The 19441-nt window shown below is 69.1% G+C and carries 19 protein-coding genes; 8 read left to right on the top strand and 11 right to left on the bottom strand.

The window, feature by feature from the left end:
* Positions 1-89: 89 nt before the first annotated feature.
* On the bottom strand, positions 90-1133 hold the full coding sequence (locus IT306_22935) for a LacI family DNA-binding transcriptional regulator (GenBank protein ID MCC7371291.1): 1044 nt from the start codon (positions 1131-1133) through the stop codon (positions 90-92).
* A gap of 504 nt (positions 1134-1637) precedes the next feature.
* Positions 1638-2279, bottom strand: a complete 642-nt coding sequence (gene msrA, locus IT306_22930) for a peptide-methionine (S)-S-oxide reductase MsrA (GenBank protein MCC7371290.1) — start codon at positions 2277-2279, stop codon at positions 1638-1640.
* Positions 2280-2560: 281 nt separating this feature from the next.
* Here msrA and IT306_22925 point away from each other — a divergent pair, with 281 nt between their 5' ends.
* A complete protein-coding gene (locus tag IT306_22925) occupies positions 2561-3796 on the top strand; it encodes an NAD(P)/FAD-dependent oxidoreductase (GenBank protein MCC7371289.1) in 1236 nt (411 codons plus the stop codon).
* Between the two features lie 209 nt (positions 3797-4005).
* Positions 4006-5472, top strand: coding sequence for an SH3 domain-containing protein (locus IT306_22920; GenBank protein ID MCC7371288.1), 1467 nt, complete (start codon positions 4006-4008; stop codon positions 5470-5472).
* Between the two features lie 391 nt (positions 5473-5863).
* Here the strand turns inward: IT306_22920 and IT306_22915 are convergent, their stop codons facing one another.
* Positions 5864-6370 carry a zinc ribbon domain-containing protein gene (locus IT306_22915; protein MCC7371287.1) on the bottom strand — a complete coding sequence of 169 codons (507 nt, stop codon included), beginning with the start codon at positions 6368-6370 and terminating at the stop codon, positions 5864-5866.
* Between the two features lie 330 nt (positions 6371-6700).
* Here IT306_22915 and IT306_22910 point away from each other — a divergent pair, with 330 nt between their 5' ends.
* Positions 6701-9358: a S8 family serine peptidase gene (locus IT306_22910; GenBank protein MCC7371286.1), complete on the top strand. Its 2658-nt coding sequence runs from the start codon at positions 6701-6703 to the stop codon at positions 9356-9358.
* A 74-nt stretch (positions 9359-9432) separates the two neighbouring features.
* On the opposite strand, the gene IT306_22905 is transcribed toward IT306_22910, so the two are convergent.
* The 3 genes from IT306_22905 to IT306_22895 all read right to left on the bottom strand — a co-directional run bounded on the left by IT306_22905 (position 9433) and on the right by IT306_22895 (position 13005).
* The gene (locus IT306_22905; GenBank protein ID MCC7371285.1) at positions 9433-10281 is read right to left on the bottom strand and encodes an alpha/beta fold hydrolase; all 849 of its coding nucleotides are present in this window, start codon (positions 10279-10281) and stop codon (positions 9433-9435) included.
* Positions 10282-10305: 24 nt separating this feature from the next.
* Positions 10306-10974 (bottom strand): dihydroxyacetone kinase subunit L, encoded by a 669-nt coding sequence (gene dhaL / locus IT306_22900; GenBank protein ID MCC7371284.1) that lies wholly within the window; start codon positions 10972-10974, stop codon positions 10306-10308.
* Positions 10975-11145: 171 nt separating this feature from the next.
* Complete coding sequence (locus IT306_22895; GenBank protein MCC7371283.1) at positions 11146-13005, bottom strand: hypothetical protein; 1860 nt, start codon at positions 13003-13005, stop codon at positions 11146-11148.
* A 348-nt stretch (positions 13006-13353) separates the two neighbouring features.
* Between IT306_22895 and IT306_22890 the strand changes: the two genes are divergently transcribed.
* A complete protein-coding gene (locus IT306_22890) occupies positions 13354-14109 on the top strand; it encodes a glycosyltransferase (GenBank protein ID MCC7371282.1) in 756 nt (251 codons plus the stop codon).
* A 29-nt stretch (positions 14110-14138) separates the two neighbouring features.
* On the opposite strand, the gene dhaK is transcribed toward IT306_22890, so the two are convergent.
* Positions 14139-15137, bottom strand: coding sequence for a dihydroxyacetone kinase subunit DhaK (gene dhaK / locus IT306_22885; GenBank protein ID MCC7371281.1), 999 nt, complete (start codon positions 15135-15137; stop codon positions 14139-14141).
* Between the two features lie 140 nt (positions 15138-15277).
* Between dhaK and IT306_22880 the strand changes: the two genes are divergently transcribed.
* Together IT306_22880 and IT306_22875 are read left to right on the top strand one after the other, a co-directional pair.
* On the top strand, positions 15278-15703 hold the full coding sequence (locus IT306_22880) for a transcriptional regulator (protein ID MCC7371280.1): 426 nt from the start codon (positions 15278-15280) through the stop codon (positions 15701-15703).
* Positions 15687-16052, top strand: coding sequence for a DUF5615 family PIN-like protein (locus IT306_22875; GenBank protein ID MCC7371279.1), 366 nt, complete (start codon positions 15687-15689; stop codon positions 16050-16052). The genes IT306_22880 and IT306_22875 overlap by 17 nt, the downstream gene beginning before the upstream one ends.
* Positions 16053-16123: 71 nt before the next feature.
* Here IT306_22875 and IT306_22870 read toward each other — a convergent pair whose 3' ends face one another.
* Together IT306_22870 and IT306_22865 are read right to left on the bottom strand one after the other, a co-directional pair.
* Entirely contained in the window at positions 16124-16489 is a 366-nt protein-coding gene (locus IT306_22870; protein ID MCC7371278.1) for a type II toxin-antitoxin system PemK/MazF family toxin, read from the bottom strand.
* 10 nt (positions 16490-16499) lie between these two features.
* Positions 16500-16736: a hypothetical protein gene (locus IT306_22865; GenBank protein ID MCC7371277.1), complete on the bottom strand. Its 237-nt coding sequence runs from the start codon at positions 16734-16736 to the stop codon at positions 16500-16502.
* Between the two features lie 120 nt (positions 16737-16856).
* On the opposite strand from IT306_22865, the gene IT306_22860 reads away from it, so the two are divergent.
* Together IT306_22860 and IT306_22855 are read left to right on the top strand one after the other, a co-directional pair.
* Positions 16857-18068 (top strand): MFS transporter, encoded by a 1212-nt coding sequence (locus IT306_22860; GenBank protein MCC7371276.1) that lies wholly within the window; start codon positions 16857-16859, stop codon positions 18066-18068.
* Between the two features lie 270 nt (positions 18069-18338).
* Positions 18339-18533: a PspC domain-containing protein gene (locus IT306_22855; protein MCC7371275.1), complete on the top strand. Its 195-nt coding sequence runs from the start codon at positions 18339-18341 to the stop codon at positions 18531-18533.
* 24 nt (positions 18534-18557) lie between these two features.
* On the opposite strand, the gene IT306_22850 is transcribed toward IT306_22855, so the two are convergent.
* Positions 18558-19247, bottom strand: a complete 690-nt coding sequence (locus IT306_22850; protein MCC7371274.1) for a ThuA domain-containing protein — start codon at positions 19245-19247, stop codon at positions 18558-18560.
* A 74-nt stretch (positions 19248-19321) separates the two neighbouring features.
* The coding region (locus IT306_22845; GenBank protein MCC7371273.1) for a Uma2 family endonuclease at positions 19322-19441 on the bottom strand (120 nt) is incomplete at its 5' end.

The raw sequence follows: 19441 nt of genomic DNA, 5'->3' as shown, positions 1-19441 counted from the left end.
TCCCTGTGCGCGGGAGAGGGGGAGCAACGACCGTCTCGTGTGTCTCCCCCTCTCCCGCGCACAGGGAGAGGGGGTCGGGGGGTGAGGGCCTACTCTACCGACGTGGGCGGTGGCCCCGACGACTCCCGGACGACGAGCGCCGGCTCCATCGCCACGTGGTGCGGCAGCCACGGCTCGTCGTCCGGCCAGCAGAGCCGCTGGAGCAGCAGCTCGGCCCCTTGCCGCCCGAGCTGCTGGACCGGGTGCGAGATCGTGGTGAGCGGCGGCACCGTGAACCCGGTGAATTCCAGGTTGTTCTGGCCCACCAGGGAGACGTCGTCGGGCACGCGCAGCCCGAGGTCGTGCAGCGCCTTGAGGATGGCGATGGCGTAGGTGTCGTTGAAGGAGACGATGGCCGTCGGGCGGGGCCTGATGCGGCGCATGGCGTCCATCAGCTTCTCGCGGGCGTCGGCCATGCTGTTGGTGCTGGAGACCAGCCACTCGGGGACGAACGGCAGTCCGGCCTCTGCCAGGGCGCGCCGATACCCTGGTGAGCGCTCGAGGCTCGGCAGGTTCAGCGGCTCGTGCAGGACGTGGTAGAGGATGCGCCGGTGACCCAGCTCCAGCAGGTGGCGCGTCGCCAGGTAGGAGCCGCGCTCGGCGTCGATCATCACGTAGTCGGCATCCACACCGTCCGCGGCTTCGAGGCGGCGGTTCAGCACCACGAACGGGATGCCCGACTCGGCGAGGCGGCGCATCTGGCCGGCGCCACCGGCCCCGGAGTTGACCAGGACGCCGTCAACGCGCGCCTCGATCAACTGTTGAAACGCCGCGCGCTCGATCTCGGCGGACGCGCCGCCATCGCTGACCATGACGCTGTAGCCGCGTGGCGTCGCGGCGTCGATGATCCCGCGCAGCAGCACCCCGTTGAAGGTGGTGGCGCGCGCATCGTAGACCACGACTCCGAGGATCTTGCTGGTGCCACCTTTGAGGGCGCGCGCATGGTGGTTGGCGGCGTACTTCAGATCCTGGGCCGCGGCGAGCACCCGCTCCTGGACCTCTTTGCGGACGTCGCTGCGCCCGTTGAGCACCCTGGACGCGGTGCTGATCGAGACCTGGGATCGCTGAGCGACTTCGCGGAGGGTGACGCGCATGAGTTCAGCTACTCACAGGCAGGCAGAATGCTGTTCGGCTGCAAAAGTTGCGGAAAGTTGCGCCGCTCTCAGTATACACGCCGTGAGTATTGAGAAGAACAGCAGCATCGGGCGGGCAGTTGGGTGCCGAAGCTGTCCGCGATCTCGTGTAGAGCGCGCAACAGACACTGTCACCCTGGGACGTTGTCATCCTGCGACGTTGTCATCCTGGGACGTTGTCATCCTGCGACGTTGTCATCCTGGGACACTGTCATCCTGCGACACTGTCATCCTGGGGCGTTGTCATCCTGCGACGTTGTCATCCTGCGACACTGTCATCCTGGGGCGTTGTCATCCTGCGACGTTGTCATCCTGCGACACTGTCATCCTGGGACACTGTCATCCTGAGCGCAGCGAAGGATCTCACCCGCTGACCGGCAACGTTCGCGTCAGCGGGTGAGGTCCTGCACTGCGTTCAGGATGACAGTGTTGCCTTGGTGAGGTGCATCGGGCGTTCCGCACGGTTCAGCGCGGGCCGGCCCCGCTCTTCGCGCCCTTGAGCCGGTCCGCGAAGTAGGTCTGGAGCTTCTCCACCTTCGGCGCAGCGACGGCCATGATGTACGGCTGGTACGGATTGGCGGACGCATACCCCTGGTGGTAGTCCTCGCCCACGTAGAACGTCTCCAGCGGCTCAAGGCTGGTGACGATCTTCTTGTCGAAGACGCCAGCCGCGTCCAACTGGTCGATGTACGCCTCGGCGACGCGCTTCTGCTCGGCGTCCTGGTAGAAGATGACCGAGCGGTACTGCGTGCCGACGTCCGCGCCCTGCCGATTGAGCGTGGTCGGATCGTGGGCCACGGACAGGAACAGCTTCAGCACCTGTCCGTAGCTGAGGATGCTCGGGTCGAAGCGGATCTGCACCACCTCAGCATGCCCGGTCCGTCCGGTGCAGACGGTCTTGTAGTCCGCCGTCTTGGCGCTGCCGCCCGCGTACCCGGAGGTCAGGCCCAGCACGCCCTCGACCTGCTCGAAGACGGCCTCGACGCACCAGAAGCAGCCGCCGCCCAGGATCACTGACTGCTCGCCGCCGGTGGCTTCGATGTCGAGGTCGGGATCCGGAAACTGGTCGGGAGAGATGCGGAGCGAGGTGCCACCCCATCCAGCCATCGTGTTGCTCCTTGCCAGGCGCGCGCCGTGTCTCTTCGCCAGCGAGGGCCGCCGGCGAGGGCCGCCAGTGGCGCGCGCCTGTTGTACTGTCTTCATCGTACCTGGGGAGCGTTACGCGGCGGCGACAAATCGAGCGGATGGGATGGGGGCGGCCTGGGCCGCGGCGTCCTGCTCCACGACGAAGCGCGCGGGCCTCCCACTGGCCCGGTTTGGTGTACGCTGAGGTATCGGTGCGGCGCTCGGCTTCAGGGTGGAAGCCACCGAACGGAAAGGGGTCTCCCGTGGGGGGCTCGCGCCAGACCTGGGACGCGATCGTCGTCGGGGCGAGAGTTGCCGGCAGTACGCTGGCGATGTACCTCGGCCGGGCCGGCCTGCGAACGCTGCTGATCGACCGCGCGCAGTTTCCCGCCTACGTCCCGCGACAGGGTTCCTGGGAGCATCCGACCGAGCGCCGCTGGCAGGAGCTGGGCGTCTGGCCCGCCATTCGGGCGGTGGGCGCACCGGCCCGGCGCGGCTACTACTCGGCGGTTGGCGATGCGGTCCTGCGCTACCGATTCCCAGAGGGCGACCCGGCCGCCTACAACATGATGGTCCGGCGGATCGTGCTGGACGACATCCTGGCGCGGCACGCGGCTTCGTTGCCGGGCGTCGAGCTACGGATGAGCCAGTCGGCCAGCGCGCTGCTGTGGGACGGCGACCGTGTCGTCGGCGTGGGAGTAACCGAGGCGGGCCGCGCCTATGAGGAGCGCGCCAGAGTGGTCGTCGGGGCGGATGGGCGGCACTCCTGGATGGCGCGGCAGGTCCAGGCCCAGGAGTACGAGCGCGTCGTCTCCCCCAAGGCGAACTTCATCGCCGACTACGCCAACACGAACGTCCAGCCAGACATGTCGGTGCGGCTCTGGGACGGCATCGGCTCGATGGGCATGGTGATGATGGAGGACAACCTCGTCACCATCGGGATGGGCGTGCCGCTGACCGATCTGCCGGCCTTCCGGGCCGGCCTGCCGGAGAGCTTCGAGCAGCGGCTGCGGCGGCACCCGCTCTACCGCGAGCACCTGGGGCCAGCCCTGCGCGTCTCGCCGATTGGCGGGGCCGTCGATCTCGCCATGTTCAAGCGCAAGCCGTACGGCCCAGGCTGGGCGCTGGTGGGCGATGCCGGCTACCACCTCGATCCGCTGGCGGCGCGCGGCACGACGGCGGCCGTCGTCAGCGCCGAGCTGCTGGCGCGGGCCATCGTCGCCAGCCGGGCCGGCGCACAGCCCGAGGCCGCCGCGTTCGCCGAGTATCAGACCGCCCGCGACGCCGCCCTGGCCCCTGAGTGGGACGTGACCCACAGTGCCATCATGCGGCCGCCGCCCACCGAGCGCGATCTGCAGGAGGCCCGTCTGCTGGCTGCCCGGCCAGACCTGGTGGCCCTGCACATCGCCGTGCTGCGCGGCCTGCGCGACGCCGCCGAGTTCCGCCAGGCCCTGGACGATCTGCTGCCGGTGCTGCATGGGAGCACGGCGCCTGGGTGATCCGGGCGTGGTGGTCTGTGCGTAGACTAGGGCGCGCAGCGCTCACGCGAGATACCGTTTCTGTCCGTTCGACTTCCCGTTTTGCCGTCCTTTAGGATATCCTCCGCTCGTTTAATGCGGGACGGGTGGACGACGCGCGCTCTATCATCGGCGGCGACGCGCGCTTCGGCGGCATTGCGCGACACGGAGTCCCCGGCGGAGGAAAGTTGATGCAGCGACGGCGCCTCGCACTGACGCTGACGCAGCTCGTTCTGGCGGTGCTGCTCGCGGCGCTGCCGCTCGGCGGCGGTCTTGCGCGTGCGGACGAGGAGAACGACCACATCGACGCCGCCGTGCCAGCAGGGCTTCCCGAAGGGCAGGCCGCGCCGCGACCGCCCGCCGTCCAGCAGGCCGCTGGCAACAACAACATCATCGGCCTGAACGTGGCGCGGCTGCGCCGCCCGCGCTACGTCGAGGCGGCGGCTGAGCTGGTCAACGCCAACGGCGGCGACTGGGGCTACCTGACCGTCGTCTTCACCGCCGACGAGCGCGACAGCGCGACGGGCGATCAACTGCTGCAGGAGCTGCTGGACCGCTGCTACGAGAACCATCTCCAGCCGATCATCCGCGTCGCCACCCGTTTCGACGTCGAGGCCGAGACGTGGTCCCGCCCGGACCCTGACGACGCTGAGCGCTGGCGGGCCTTTCTCGAACGGGGGAAGTGGCCCGTGGCGAAGGTCTGGGTCATTGCTGGCAACGAGGCGAACCTTGGTCGCGAGTGGGGCGGCGAGGTCGATGCAGCGGGCTACGCGCGCTACCTCGAGAACTTCCTGGACGTGTTCGCCGACTCTGAGCGCTTCATGGTGGCGAACGGCCCGCTCGACGCCTCGAACACCACCGAGATGCCGAAGATGCAGGACGCCTACGAGTTCCTGGGCGAGATGGACGCGGCGGTGCCCGGCATCTTCGCGCGGCTTAACGGCTGGGCCTCGAATCCGTACATGGTGCCGCACCAGGGGCCAGAGCTGCGCTACACCCACCGCGCCTACGAGTCCGAGCTGGCGTTCATCGGCCGGGACATGCCGGTGCTGATCACCGAGGCCGGCCACCTGAACACCGGCGACGAGAAGGAGATCGCGGCGTTCTACGAGGAGGCGTTCCGCGACTGGATGGCCGACTCGCGGGTCGTTGCAGTCACGCCGCTGTTCTGGCACCCCGACCGGGGCGTCTACTGGATGTTCGACTTCGACAAGGACAACCAGGTGATCGAGAAGAGCGCCACCTACGACCTGATCATGCGGTTGCCGCGCGGTCGTGGCTCGCCGACCTACGCGCCTGACCTGGGCAACGTGGCGCGGGGTGCGCCGCGCGGCCGGCCGGCTGATGGCGCAGCGCAGACGACCGCGCTCGGGCCACGGCCCGGCCCCGGCGAGCGCACGGGCGCAGACTCCCGGTCCGTGGACGAGATCACCCGCCCGCCGCTGCGCGTGGCGAACACCGAGGGGGCTGGCGCACGCCTGCGGGCCGAGCCGTCACGGAGTGCGCCGGTGCTGAAGACCGTCCCCGAGGGCGCAAGCGTCATCCCGACCGGCCCGGCCGAGCGCCACGGAGACCTGCTCTGGCGGCCCGTGCGGCTGGACGACGGGCTGGAAGGGTGGATCGCGATGGACTTCCTGGTCGCCGGCGGAGGACGGTAGCCGCGCTGCGGCTGGCAAGGCTAGTGGCCTGTCAGTCGTGAAGGACCGGGTCGGGTCACCCGACGCTTCCCCCGTCATCCCGAGTGAAGTGACCCGTTCGGCACGCTCAGGGCAAGCCTGACGACCCTCTCCCGTCATCCCGAGCGGAGTGAGGCTGCTCCCGTCACCGTCATCCCGAGCGGAGTGAGCGTGCGAACGCAGTCGAGGGATCTTCCTCACGCCACAGAAGGAGAAGATCCCTCAACTCCGCTCGTGCCTCGCCGCGGTCGGGATGACGGAGGGTGTGCTCGTTCCTCGCCGCGGTCGGGATGACGGACGGGAGGGCGTTCCTCGCTGCCGTCAGGATGACGATGGGCACCGAGCGACCCTGCGATTCACGCCTGCCGAGCCACTACCGGCGCATCCCCGGCAGCGGTAGCTCGCTCGTCGCGCCGAGCGACTCGACCATCGCGGCCGGGGCCTGGACGGCCTGCCCACAGTAGGGGCACGCCTTCCAGCGCAGCATCATCGGCTGCTCGCAGCGGGCACAGATCCGCTTGAGGCGCGTCTGGCACCACGGGCAGTAGATGAAGTCTGCCTCGGCGCGCTGCTTACAGACGGGGCAGGCGCTCTGGACCTGGATCCCCTGGAGGAACGCTTCCTCTTCCAGCGACTCCTCGTACAACTGCGAGAGCGTCTTGGTCGGCCGCAGAATGATGTAGATCAGCAGCCCGGCGAAGCTGAAGATCGTCACCAGGAGCGTCGCGGCGACCTGCAGGAAGAGGTCCGTCGTGCGGGAGCGAATGTCGCGGAAGGTCCACCAGATGCTGGCGATCCACAGCGCAACAAGATAGGCGGTGATGATCGTCAGGCCGATCCGGAGGATGCGCTCGACCTGAGCGATGATCTCTTCGATCATAGGGGTGGAGCCTCCAGCCGCGAGCGCCAGACTGCACCCGGCGTGCCGGGGTTGCCGCGCGAGTATACCACTCCCCTGCGCTGCGTCTGAACAGAAGATTGTTACAGGCGTCTACCAACCCCCTCCCCGGGGCTGGCGGCGCACGGCGCGCGCACAGATGTCCTGAACGCGATTTCGGGCCGTCGCCTGCCGAGGCTAGCCCGCCTGGGTCATCTGCTGTCAGCGAGCAAACAGCACGTCCCATTTCTGGGCTAGGCAGCGTTTCGACTCTGGTACACGGTCGACAAGCGCCGCCCTGCGAAGACTCCTGCGGACGGCTCGGGAGCACAGATGCGTACCACTCTCCTCGCTCGGCTGGTTCTCGTCCTGGTACTCACCGCCGTCGTCGGCCTGCCCGGCGTGCAGCAGCTTGCGCCGACTCCGGCGGCAGCCCAGCTCGCGGAGCCTGGCGCCCGCCCGCCGATGCCGGCCGGCGATGTCTGGACCGGTGACGTGCCGGGTGCGCCGGCCATCGGCGAGCGGTCGACCGCCCCGACTCCATCCGTCCGCTCAGGTGGCGGCGTCGATTCGGCGTCGGTCGGCTCGGCGGGCACAACCGACGGCTCGTCGGTGTCGAGCGGCAGTGTGCCGGCCAACCCGGCCACCCGGACCGACCCGACGTCGGCCGATCCCACCCCGGCCGGCACGACGCCGCCGGTGGCGACCGGCCCGACCGAGCCGATCATCGTGCGGTTCAAGGCTGGCGCTGGCCGCAACGGGCAGGTGGACGCCCACGTCCGAGCCGGGGCCGTGCGGGCGCGTGCTGTCGCCTTGACCGATGCCGTGGTGGTGGACGTTCCCACCGGACGCGGCAACGCAGCCCTCGCCGCCTACCAGGCGCGCGCCGATGTCCTGTACGCCGAGCCGGACTACACCGTCCAGGCGTACTACACGCCGAACGATCCGTCGTACAGCAGCCAGTGGGCGCTGACCAAGGTCAATGCGCCGGCGGCCTGGGACGTGACGCGCGGCTCGCCGACTGTGCGAGTGGCTGTCGTGGACTGCGGCGTCTTCAGCCAGCAGACGGGCCGTACTTCCAGCGATGGCCAGGCCGGGCACCCGGACCTGCGCGGTCGCGTGATCATGAATCAGGACTTCACCAGCTCGGCTACCGGCTTCGACGACTACTGCGATCACGGCACCCATGTCGCGGGGATCATCGGCGCGGCCGGCAACAACGGCGTCGGCGTGTCGGGGCTGGCGCCGGAAGTCAGCCTGATGAATGCGAAGGTGCTGAGCGACAGCGGCAGCGGCTCGACCTCGAACATCCTGAACGGCGTCTCCTGGGCCGTGCAGAACGGCGCACACGTCGTCAACATGAGCCTCGGGCGCGATGGCGCATGCTCCCAGTCCGAATCCGACATGATGAACTGGGCCTACAGCCAGGGCGTCGTGGTGGTGGCGGCAGCGGGGAACAGCGGGCTGAGCGCGTCCGGCTCACCGGCCAACTGCCCCAACGTGATCTCGGTGGCCGCGACGACCTCCACCGATGCGCTCGCATCCTTCTCGAACCGCGCGACGAACGTTGACGTGGCCGCGCCTGGCTCCAGCATCCTCTCGACGGTCCGCAGCGGCAGCTACGCCAGCTACAGCGGCACCTCGATGGCCTCGCCGTACGTCGCCGGGCTGGCCGGCCTGATCTTCTCGCTGGATCCGAACCGCACACCGGCGTCCGTGATCTCGGTGATTCAGAGCAGCTCGGACGCGATCAGCGGCACAGGCTCGCAGTTTGCCTGGGGCCGCATCAACGCCTCGCGGGCCGTGAGCGGCGGCGGCTCGCCTCCGCCTGCGACCTCGACCTCGGTGGCTACCGCGACGCCGACCCGCACGCCGACGCCAACCCAGACGGCTGTGCCCGCGCCGACGCAGGTTGCCTGCCAGTCGCCGCGCCCGATGATTGTCGTGACCACCACGCCGGCTGGCGGCGCCACCTTCGACGTGTCGGTACAGGCCGGGGCAGGCGTCGTGCGACAGCTCCGCTTCACCCAGTTCCGCAACGTCAGCGTGACCATCGGCAGCTACACCAACGTCACGCAGCCGTTCACCTACGCCCCGCCGACCTTTGGCAGTCAACTCGGCTTCCGCGTCTCGCAGCTCAGCGCTGGCCAGGCGGGGACGGTGTCGCTGACCGTGACCGACGACTGCGGTCCCTGGTACACCCTGGTTGGTGCGGGCGCTGGCGGCTTCCAGCGCGGCGCGGTGGCTGGCACCATCCGCAATGCCGCCGATAACCAGCCGATCAACGGCGCGAACCTCTCGGTGCGCGGCACCTCACGGCAGGATCAGACGGATGCGAACGGCGCGTACACCATCACCGACGTGCCGGTTGGCACGCGGATGCTGGACATCAGCGCGGCCGGCTTCGCGACCCGCTCGGTGCAGGTCAACATCACGGCGAACCAGACGACGACGGCTGACATCACGATGACGGCGAACGGCAGCTCGCAGAACATCGTCGTCTCGCTCACCTGGGGTACGAGCCCCGGCGACCTCGACATCCATCTCTCCGGCCCAACCACGAGCGGCAGTCGGTTCCACCTCTACTGGAACAACCCGAGCGCGGTGTCGCACGCGGTCCTCTCGGCGGACCAGCACAACGGCTACGGGCCGGAGTCCGTCACGATCCGCCGCAGCGCGCTGACCAACAACTGGGTGCCAGGTGAGTACCGGATCTGGTCGCACAACTACTCGGGGACGCCGGGGTACGGCGGCTCGTCGGCGCGGGTGGCCGTGTCGCGCGGCGGCACGGAGCTTGGCTCCTACGACGTGGCGAACGCCAGCGGGACGTCCTCACAGCTGCTCTGGCGGTCGGTCAACCTGACGGTGGACACGAACGGCAACGTCTCGCTGACGCCCGTCCAGCAGTTCCTGAGCGGGACCAGCGGCACGATCCTCCGCTTCTTCGACGGCGACGAGCAGATGGAGTGGCCGACGACCGGCAAGCGGTAGCTGCGTGGGCCGTAGGTCGTAGGTCGTGGGTCGTGGGAATGTAAGCACACGACCCACGGCCCACGCTCTGCGACCTACGCGATCTTCGCCAGCCACTCCACGATGACCTGTCCGACGGCTGCCTCGCGACCGGTGTAGACGTGGTCCGCCCCGTCGATCATCACCGTGTCGATGCTGGCAGCCGCCTGTGCGTTGCGGCGGATCATCGCCAGATCCTGCTCGTCGCCCGTGTCCTGGACCGTTCCGAACAGGGCCAGGATCGGGCAGCGGATCTGTCCGATGGCGGGGTCTGCCGTGTCCAGGCCGTACTGATCCAGGCCCGTCTGCACGCGATTCAGGAAGGTGGTGGCGCTGTGGGTGCCGGCCCCTGCGCGGGAGCTGCCCCAGGGCAACAGGTCACGACCTCGGCCTTCGGCAACCATCTGCCTGGCCAGGGCCACCAGCCGCGGATCGACGCGCGTCGCCTGGATCGGTGGTGAGGCCGCCACGAGGCCGGCCACGCGGGCATCCTGGCGCGTCGCCTGGTAGTGGGCGGCCTTGAGCGCTCCCAGGCTGTGCCCGATCACCACGATGCGCTCGAAGCCCAGCCCGGCCGCGAAGGTGACCCAGGCGTCCACGTCCTGCGGCGACTCGTCGAACAGCTCCCAGCCGCCACCGGCCAGGACCGGCTCGCCGCTCGTCCGCGAGATCCGCGCTCCGAAGTCGTGGCCCCGATTGTTGCCGCTGACCACGGTGTACCCATCGGCCACCAGCCTGCGGCTGACCAGCATCTGGGTCCTGGCGTAGAAGCGACCGGTCAGGCCGTGGACCCAGATAACGGCCAGCGGCTTCGGCGCGCTGAGCGGGCGCAGCGCGACGCCCTCCAGCACGAAGCCATCCCCGGTCTCGGTGTAGACGATCTCCTCGGTGTGGGTCGTCGGCATCGTTGGCCCCCTTCTGTGTGCGCGTCAGCGTCCCTGCGTGGCGGCATGATCGTGCGCGTGGGCTGCCTTCTCCAGCGCGCCCAGTACCAGCGCCGCCGAGGTCGCGCCCGGATCCTGATGTCCGATGCTGCGCTCGCCCAGGTACGAGGCGCGCCCCTTCCTGGCCTGGAGCGGGATGGTGGCATCGCGGCCGGCCTCGGCGGCGGCGCGGGCGGCGGCAAGTGCGTCGTCCAGCGCGCCCCCGGCCTCGACGCTCGCCCGCAGCGCCTCGACGGCCGGGGCCAGCGCATCCACCATCGTCTTGTCGCCGGGCTGCGCGCCGCCCAGCTTCTGGATCGCCTGCACCGCGCCGTCGAGCGCGTCGGCCAGCAACCTGCCATCCACCTCGGACGCCTCGCCCAGCACCCGGCCGGCCTGCCGCAGGGCGCTGCCCCAGAGGGGGCCGCTCGCGCCGCCGACGCTCGACATCAGGGCTGCGCCGACCGCCCGCACCACCGCCCCGGGCGTGGCGTCCGCCGGCAGGCTGTCCACTCGGGGCAGGGCTGCCTTGAAGCCCCGGTCCATGTTGACCCCGTGATCGGCATCCCCGATGGCGGCGTCCAACGCGGTCAGCGCGTCGCGCTGCTCCGCGATGACCCGCGCGCACTCCCGGATCCAGCGGCGAAACACCTGTGCATCCACGCTGTTGCTCATCGCTCTGCTCCACCTGCCCGCATCGTCATGCGGTCCGAGCCGGGACAGCTTTCAGAAGGGCGTCACCTGGGGCTGTCGCCATGCCGCTCGATCGTATCTCGCCCCGCAAGCATACGGGGTGCCCTGCCGAGGTGCAGCCAGGCCCAGCCTGAGACTCCACCGCGCACCAGGCTACCGGAAGCGATAGACCTGCACCGTCAGCGCAAGCGGATCGTGGGTGAACGTCTGCCGGGCAGCCAGACGTAGGCCCGGTGCGGCTGGTGTTCGGCGGCCCCAGGCGAGCAAGGCTTCATGGTACTCCGCTGCGCGCTCGGGGGTTGAGAGCACGACAAGCGCGCCCCGCTCCCGCTCCGAGACGTTGCGGAGGTCACGAGGGTCAATGGCCTCGATGCGGTTGGGGGCCTCGGTCATGATGTCCCAGACCATGCCGGCCTGCTCGATCGATTCGCCGGCGGCGAGCATCGTGTAGCCCGGGCATCCAGGTGGCATCGAAAACTGCTCGCTCGGGGCGTACCAGAGGCGCGCATGACCGTGCCAGCCGCGCCCGCCAAGCCAGCGCGTCACGTCCGTCACGAGGTTGGTGTGCGCCTGCACGACGCCGCATGATGGCGGGTCGCCCAGGTTTGGGGGTGTTGGTCCGCCGACCATCCAGGCGACCCCCAGACACACGCCGGCGACCAGCAGCGTACGGATGCCCGGCGCCGCCGCCATGAGGCCGAGGGCGAGACCGCCAAGCAGCATACAGCCGACCGCGCCACCCGCAAGGACCAGGCCCCCGAGGGGCAGCCGCAGCGCCTGCGTGATGGCCGACACGGCTGATTCTGGCAGGAGCACCTGCGGGAGCGTCAGGGCGATGGCGAACAGCACGGCTGCCAGAGCCGGATGCCCCCCGGCGCTCAGGAGCGGCTTCGGCGGCATCCAGCGCAGCACCGCGGCCAACGCGATGGCGGCCGGTCCCAGCGCCATGTAGTTGACGTGAACCGATTGGATGAACGGCTTGCCTGCTGCTTCCAGCCCCCACATGATGCCCCAGAGCGTGAGGAAGCCTGCCATCGCGGCCACGCCTGGGCGGGGCAACCGCTCGCCGCGTGTCCAGCGTACCGCCAGCGTCAGGCCACAGCCGACAGCCACGACCGACGGGAACCCGATCCACGCGGCGGCCGGAAACCAGTCAGCGGCCCGAACGGCCCAGAACGGGTTGTTGGAGAAGCCGACGGCCGTCGACACCAGCGCTCGCATGAACAGGAGCTGTCCGCCGGCAAGATAGCTTCCGAGCGACAGCACTGCCACCGCCGCGAGGCCACTCAACGCCGCTGCCGTGAATGATGGCCCAAACTCGCGGACCGCACCGCTGAGCGCGTGGCCGATGCTGCCCCTGGCGCCGCCCCGTCCGCCTGCCTGCGTTGTCTCCATCGTCTCCGGCGCATGGCGGGCCGGGCGCCCTCGGAGCACGAGCCAGAACAGGCCAGCCGCTGGCAGTGCGATCAGGTAGGTCGGGTGGGTCAGCACCAGGACGGCAGCCGAGGCTCCGACAAGCGCCCCGGCGCGAACCGACGCGCGCCCGGTCGCATGCTCCGCAAGGCCGAGCAGCAGGAGCAGGTAGAGGAGACTCGTCAGCACGCCATGATACGACCAGAAGCCGGCGATGCCCGTCGCATAGTATCCGGTATAGGACGCGGCTACGATCGTCGCGAGCACGCCGGCGTGACGCCCGCAGACGCGCGTGGCCAGAACCAGCGTGAGCAGCAGGTGCAGAACCGCCATCACGAGGTTGAGGGCCGCGTCGGCCCCGACCGGCGGCAGCCAGCGGTAGAACAGGTACCCGAGCAGGATCCAGGCCACCCGCGCACCCTTGTAGTCCCCGTTCATCTCCGCCCGCAAGATCGGGTCCGTCGTGGCCCAGTCCCGAAAGTACTTGACGTACGACCAGTTGTCGGCGCCACGGAAGTCGAGGATCCAATCTCCGCGAGACACGACGATGAACGCCGCCATCGGGACGAGGCACGCGAGCAGCATGGCTGCCCAGGCCATTGTCCGGGCGCCGTCCTCGCGTGAGCCAGGCGCCAGCGCGGGCGCACCTGCCCTGGGAGTGGGCAGGTGCATCGGACGGTCCGCGGCAGTCATCTGTCCAGGCGGCGACACGTTCATGCTGTTCCTTGCCTGGCGGACAACATCTCTGCTCGGCAGACAATGTCCACATTGCGAGCCGTGCTAGTATAGAGGCGCTGACGCAGAAGGCTCTGGGGGTATGCTCATCCCCGGTGGGAATGCCGATGTGGCGCCGGCCGCGGGGGCATCATCGCGCGGCTGCTGCTGATCCAGGCGCGACGACCAGCGGCCCTGAACCCTCAAGCAATGGATGCTCCCGAAGGTGGCACGGTGCTCGCTGAACAGCCGCTCGTCACGCTGCTGATTCCCGTGTACTACGAGCAGGATAACATCGTCCCGCTCTTCGAGCAGATTCGGGAGTACGTCACGGTCCCGCACGTCTGTATCGTCGTGTACGACAGCCAGGACGACCCAACGCTGCTCCGTCGCGACGACGTTCTGGCGATCGACCCCGATGCTCGGTTCGTCAAGAACGCATTTGGCAAGGGCATCATCAACGCGATGAAGACGGGCTTTGCTGCTGCATCGACGCCGTACATCGTCCCGTTGATGGCCGATCTCTCCGACTCACCAGCGACGGTTGACAAGATGTACGCGAAGATACTGGAGGGATACGACCTCGTCGTCGCCTCACGGTACGTGAAGGGCGGGCGGAAGATCGGTGGGCCGCTGCTCAAGTACATCTTGTCTCGGTTGGCCAACACCACCTTGCATCACCTGTCTGGGCTGCCGATCCACGATATGACGAACGCGTTCATCATCCACAAGAAATCGATTCTGGATCAGATCTCTATTCGAAGCCAGGGCGGGTTCGAATTCACCATGGAGATCATCGCCAAGACCTATGTCCTCGGGTACAAGCTGGCCGAAGTCCCGACGACGAACCGCGACCGCAACTCCGGCGCTTCGAACTTCAAGCTCTGGTCGTGGATCGTCCACTACCTGTACTGGTACGTCTACATTCTGGTGTACTCGATCAGCAATCGCGTCAACGAGCACTACGTGCGCGACGTCCGCCACCGTTGACGGCCAGCGCTCCCTCCCCGTTCCCCGTGTCAGCAACCCCAGCGCAGCGCCGCTGTGTGGACCGGGGCGTCCCACCAGCGCAGCAGATCGTCGTCCACCGTCAGCAGGGTGATCGACGCGCCGGCCATGTCCAGGCTGGTGACGTAGCTGCCGACCAGCGACCGTGCGATGGTCAGCCCGCGCGCGTCGAGGATCCGCGACAGCTCATCGTAGATGAGGTACAGCTCGCCGATGGGCGTCCCACCGAGGCCGTTCACGAAGGCCAGCACCCGCGGGCCGGCCGGGTTCAGCTCGGCCAGGATCGCGTCGGTCATCTCGCGGACGATCTCGCTGGCCGGACGGATCTGCTCGCGGCGACGGCCCGGCTCGCCGTGGATGCCGACGCCGAACTCCATCTCGTCCGGGCCGATCTCGAACGTCGGGCGGCCGGCCGCTGGCGTCGTGCAGGAGGTCAGCGCCACCCCGAAGCTGCGGCTGGTGCTCGCGACGCGCCGTCCGAGCGCCACGACATCCGCCAGCGAGCCGCCGGCCTCGGCGCAGGCCCCCGCGATCTTCTCGACCAGCAGGGCCGCGCCGGTCCCCCGCCGGCCGGCCGTGTAGAGGCTGTCCTCGACGGCGACGTCGTCGTCAACCAGCACCGACTCGACGGTGATCCCCTCGTCAGCGGCCAGCTCGGCGGCGATCTGAAAGTTCATCACGTCGCCGGTGTAGTTCTTGACGATGTAGACGACGCCCGCGCCAGCGTCCACGGCTTGCGTCGCCGCGACGATCGGATCTGGCGGCGGTGAGGTGAAGACCTCGCCAGGGCAGGCGGCGTCCAGCATCCCTGGCCCGACGAACCCGCCGTGCAGCGGCTCGTGGCCGGACCCGCCGCCGGAGACCAGCGCGACCTTGTCCGGGCGCGGCGCGTCGTTCCGCACGATGATGCGCCGGTCGAGGTCGACGCGGACGAGGTCGGCGTGGGCGCGCCCGAAGCCGCGCAAGCCTTGCAGCAGGTACGAGTCGGCGTCGTTAATGAGCTTCTTCATAGGACCGGTGCCCCCTTCGCTGGCGGCGCTTCTGGCGAATGGTATCTGGGGCGGCAGGGGGCCGTCGCATGGAAACACGCCGCGCTGCGGACATCGCCGCGAGTTACACTGTCAGCAATGTCACTCATCGAGGAGGCCGTGTGAGCAAGGTCGTCAGTCTGCGGCTCCGGGATGAACAGGTCGAGCGGCTCCGGCGTGCCGCCCGCAGGTTTGGGCGAACCCCATCCGAGGCGGCGGCGATCCTCCTGGAGGAGGCGCTTCGGCAAGCTGAATTCGCCCTGATCGAGTTTCGCGACTCCCCGGCCGGGCGTCAGGCGTACCTCAAAGGCTCGCGCCTCGCCGTCTGGCAGATCGTGTCGTTCCTGCGAGCCGTTGAGGGGGACCAGGCCCGGACGGCGTCGAGCCTGGAGACGCCGATGTCCTGGGTACAGGCGGCCGTCGCCTACGCGAGTGCGTATCCTGACGAGATCGACGCCGCCATCTTGGACAATGCCCCCGATCCGGCCCGACTGTCCAGACTGATCCCCGGCCTGGAGATCGTGACGGTCGATGCGCCTCCTGCTTGACGCGCACGTGCCATCGGCGGTGGCGCAGTCGCTCGCCGGTGATGGCATCGACATCCTGACACTCGAGGAGTGGCAGCGCGGCGCCTATCGGGACGCCCCGGACCACGATCTGCTCGTCGCAGCCCACGCTGACGCCCGCGTCCTGATTACCTATGACTGCCGCACGCTGCCGGAACTGCTCAAGGTCTGGGCAGAGACCGGGCGTCCGCACAGCAGCGTGATCCTGATGGACGAGCGCACAATCCGCCAGGGTGACGTGGGCGGGCTGGTTCGGGCGCTGCGTCTGCTGATCCAGCGAGACAGCCAGACCCCCTGGACCGACCGCGCCGTTTTTCTTCGGCGCGCATGATGCCCGGTGAGTTCTGGCCCATTGAGGGCATTCGTCGCGGGCTGGAGTCGTCGGCTCGCGGTGGACCGTGTTTACACGTCGTCGGACTCGACGGCGAGGCTCCGCCGGATCGCCAGGTTGACCGCCTGCATCAGCGTGTTGTCAAGGACGCCGATGTACCGTCCGAGCCGGCGCTTGTCGACGGTCCGGACCTGGTCGAGCACCACCTTCGAGGTCTGGGTGACCCCGGCCGCGCCGACCGGTACGAGCACCTCGAATGGATAGACCCGGTCTGTGCCACCGGTGGTGAGCGGGGCCACAATCACGCGGCTGGCGTACTGATTGCCAACATCGTTGGAGATGATCGCGCAGGGGCGAGTCCTGGCGATCTCCGAGCCGATTGTCGGGTCGAGATTGACCCAGTAGACCTCACCCCGACGCGGAAACGTTCGGCTCATGCCGCCCGCCTCATGCGGGCCAGCCTTCGGTGTCGACGACTTCCCAGTCGGCGTTGAGCGCGTCGCGATCGTCGCGCGTCGCCAGGTATCCCTCGATCATCTCGCGCTCGATGTGCGCTCGCTCAATCGCATCCGCCCTGGCCGCAAGAGCTTCGTTGACGAACTGGTTGAAGCCACGCGGCGGCACAAGCTCGCGGACACGAGCCATCAGCGCATCGTCGATCTGGACGGTTGTGCGTACAGACATGCCACCTCCAATGATGGCAACCTTTGCTGGTCATGATGGTAGCAGCTTTCCGCATCCGCGGGGACCGGCTACACTCTGGGCGATGCCCCTCGCCCAGCCTCGCCAAGCGCAGCCTGCCCCGTGAGCCTGCCCGGCCAGGTGACGGCTGCGTCACACGATCGGACGGACCAGGGCGCGGGCCTCGGCGTCCTCGTCCTGCTGATGGCGGCGATCTTCGGGTTTGCCACCTGCGTGACGATGCTCGGGCCGTTGCTGGTCGATCTCAGCGCCGAGCTGGAGGTCTCGCTCGGGCAGGCCGGTTTGCTGGCCGCCGCGATGGCCGTGTCCTGGGCGCTGGCCGCGCCGTTTGCCGGGCTGCTCTCCGACCGCTTCGGCCGCCGCCCGATGATCGTACTGGCGCTGGCCGGCCTGGGGACGGTCACCATCGGGGCGGGCCTCGCGCCGAGCTACGGCGCCCTGCTGGTGACGCGGGTGCTGGCCGGCGTCTTCGGCGGCTTCGGGCCGGCGGCGGTGCTGGCCGCGGCCGGCGATCTCTTCCCGCCGCACCGGCGCGGCATGGCGATGGGCTGGACGAACCTCGGCTTCAGCATGGCGGCGCTGGTCGGGGTGCCGGCGGTGGGCGCGGTCGGCGGGGCGTTCGGCTGGCGCTGGGCGTTCGTGGCCTCCGGCGTCCTGCTGCTCGCCCTGGCCGTGCTGATTCGGCTGACGTTCCCCATCTCGCGGGTGCAGCCCTCCGAGGGCGGCATCTTCTCGACCTACCGAGCGGTCGTCGGTGTGCCCGGCCTCGCCAGCGTCCTGGCCGCCAACCTCTTCGAGCGCGCCCTGTTCAACCTGTCGGTGCTGTACCTGCCCTCGTTCCTGATGCTCAGCTACGGCCTGGATGCCGTGGCCGTCGCGCCGATCCTGGTGCTGGTGGCGGTCGGGAACATCGTAGGCACGGTCGGCGGGGGCTGGCTCGGGGATCGCTTCTCGAAGGTGGGCATCTTCCTGGTGGCGCAGACGCTGTCCGGGCTGGTGGCTATCGCCCTGTTCACCCAGACGCCCGGCCTGCTGGTGTCGGCGGCCGGCGGGGCGCTGTTCGGCCTGCTGAACGCCAGCAGCCGCCCGGCGCTGCTGGCGCTCGGCGCGGAGCTGTCGGCGCGCCACCGGGGCGCGGTGCTCGGGCTGCTCTCGCTGACGAACCAGGGCGGCATCGTGCTCGGATCGAGCGTCGGCGGGCTGGCGATCGGGCTGGGCGGCTACGTGGCGCTGGCCTGGACGATGGCCGCCGACGCCCTGCTGGCGACGACGCTGGCCGTGCCGCTGCGGAACCGGCGCGGCTCGTCCCACTGACGGCACCGCCCGACTGACGGCCTTGCCCCACTGACGGCACGCGCCGACTGACCGGCGCTCCCGGCGCTCACTGGCTGGGCGCTCGCGCGGACACAGCTTCTTCACCTGGAAGACTCTGCGCAGCCCCCCTGGCGTGCGCCTTGCAGAGTGCAACAACCGGGGCGTGCACGGCGTCCTATCAGTGAGGGTCGCAACCGGGCGAGCCTGACCAGACCTGATCCGGCGGATGCGGCGGCGACTGCGCGGCGTCGATCCCCAGGGAGAACGAAGATGCTCACGACACGCGGTGGACTGTACCGACCTCGGCGCGGGCGGATGCTCGGCGGCGTGGCCATCGGCATGGCGTACCGGTTCGGGTTGCCGGTCTGGTTCGTGCGGCTGATCTGGCTGTTGCTGCTCCTGCCGGGCGGGCTGCCGGGCATCCTGCCGTACGCCATCTTGTGGATCGTGATGCCGTCCGAGTAGCGTGCGCGGGCGGTGTGGCTCGGACTACGGCTCCAGTCGCGCCGCCCAGCGCAGGCCGCCACGGATCTGCGCCTGGAAGTCCGCGCGCTCCCAGCCGGCATCGAAGTGGCCGAGCGCGTTGTAGTAGACTCGCCCCTCGCCGTAGGTCTTCGTCCAGGCGAGGGGCAGGTCGCCGATCAGATCGGCGGAGCCTGATGCTGCGCGCAGGAGGACGTGAACGCGCTCACGTGGGTTGTCGGTGAAGGTGTACAGCTCGTCCATGACGCTGAACGTCGGCGGCAGATGGTGCGTGGCGGGGTGGGACTGGTCTTCGACGATCACCCCGAACGAGAGCGCCTTCGGGTGCATCGCGAAGACCGCGCCCAGCAGCTCGGCGTAGTCCGGCCACGCCTTGAGGGTGGTCGTTGCGCCGTGGACGCCGACGAACCCCTTGCCGGACGCCACGAACTCGAGGATGGCGCGCTTCTGCTCGTCGGTCAGGGGCAGCTCACCGCTGGTGCTCACGAAGCAGAGGAGGTCGTGCTCGGCGAGCAGGGCCGGAGTCAGCCGGCTGAGCCCATCACTGTCGGAGATGACCGTGCCAATGTCCAGATGGCCATCTCGCTGCGCGATCTCATGCAGGATGCGCTGCGCCGTGGGGATGGACTCGTGGTAGTAGCCAGCGGTGGCGGTGACCAGTGCCACCCGCGCCGCGCCCGTCCATGTCTGGGCCAAGGGGTGCCTCCCAGAGCGACCTCACCCGCGCAGGCGTGCGCGGCACGATGAGTGTAGCCGGACGGCGCGGGAGACTACCGACCGAACACCATGCCAACGGACATCTGCAACGCAGGGAAGGCCAGCGGTGAGATGCTCTCGCCGGGCGCCAGCACCTGCGTGGAGGCGTACCCCTGGGGCGTCGGCTCGCGGTA

It is taken from the genome of Chloroflexota bacterium (genome assembly GCA_020850535.1).
In the GTDB taxonomy this organism is placed as follows: Bacteria; Chloroflexota; UBA6077; order UBA6077; family JACCZL01; genus JADZEM01.
This window is presented reverse-complemented; position numbering and strand designations above follow the sequence as displayed.

What these genes read in the sequence shown, in the direction of transcription:
- IT306_22935 (MCC7371291.1), bottom strand. Translation starts at nt 1,133, where the DNA reads ATGCGCGTCACCCTCCGCGAAGTCGCTCAGCGATCCCAGGTCTCGATC.
- msrA (MCC7371290.1), bottom strand. Translation starts at nt 2,279, where the DNA reads ATGGCTGGATGGGGTGGCACCTCGCTCCGCATCTCTCCCGACCAGTTT.
- IT306_22920 (MCC7371288.1), top strand. Translation starts at nt 4,006, where the DNA reads ATGCAGCGACGGCGCCTCGCACTGACGCTGACGCAGCTCGTTCTGGCG.
- IT306_22915 (MCC7371287.1), bottom strand. Translation starts at nt 6,370, where the DNA reads ATGATCGAAGAGATCATCGCTCAGGTCGAGCGCATCCTCCGGATCGGC.
- IT306_22910 (MCC7371286.1), top strand. Translation starts at nt 6,701, where the DNA reads ATGCGTACCACTCTCCTCGCTCGGCTGGTTCTCGTCCTGGTACTCACC.
- IT306_22905 (MCC7371285.1), bottom strand. Translation starts at nt 10,281, where the DNA reads ATGCCGACGACCCACACCGAGGAGATCGTCTACACCGAGACCGGGGAT.
- dhaL (MCC7371284.1), bottom strand. Translation starts at nt 10,974, where the DNA reads ATGAGCAACAGCGTGGATGCACAGGTGTTTCGCCGCTGGATCCGGGAG.
- IT306_22895 (MCC7371283.1), bottom strand. Translation starts at nt 13,005, where the DNA reads ATGGCCTGGGCAGCCATGCTGCTCGCGTGCCTCGTCCCGATGGCGGCG.
- dhaK (MCC7371281.1), bottom strand. Translation starts at nt 15,137, where the DNA reads ATGAAGAAGCTCATTAACGACGCCGACTCGTACCTGCTGCAAGGCTTG.
- IT306_22875 (MCC7371279.1), top strand. Translation starts at nt 15,687, where the DNA reads ATGCGCCTCCTGCTTGACGCGCACGTGCCATCGGCGGTGGCGCAGTCG.
- IT306_22870 (MCC7371278.1), bottom strand. Translation starts at nt 16,489, where the DNA reads ATGAGCCGAACGTTTCCGCGTCGGGGTGAGGTCTACTGGGTCAATCTC.
- IT306_22865 (MCC7371277.1), bottom strand. Translation starts at nt 16,736, where the DNA reads ATGTCTGTACGCACAACCGTCCAGATCGACGATGCGCTGATGGCTCGT.
- IT306_22855 (MCC7371275.1), top strand. Translation starts at nt 18,339, where the DNA reads ATGCTCACGACACGCGGTGGACTGTACCGACCTCGGCGCGGGCGGATG.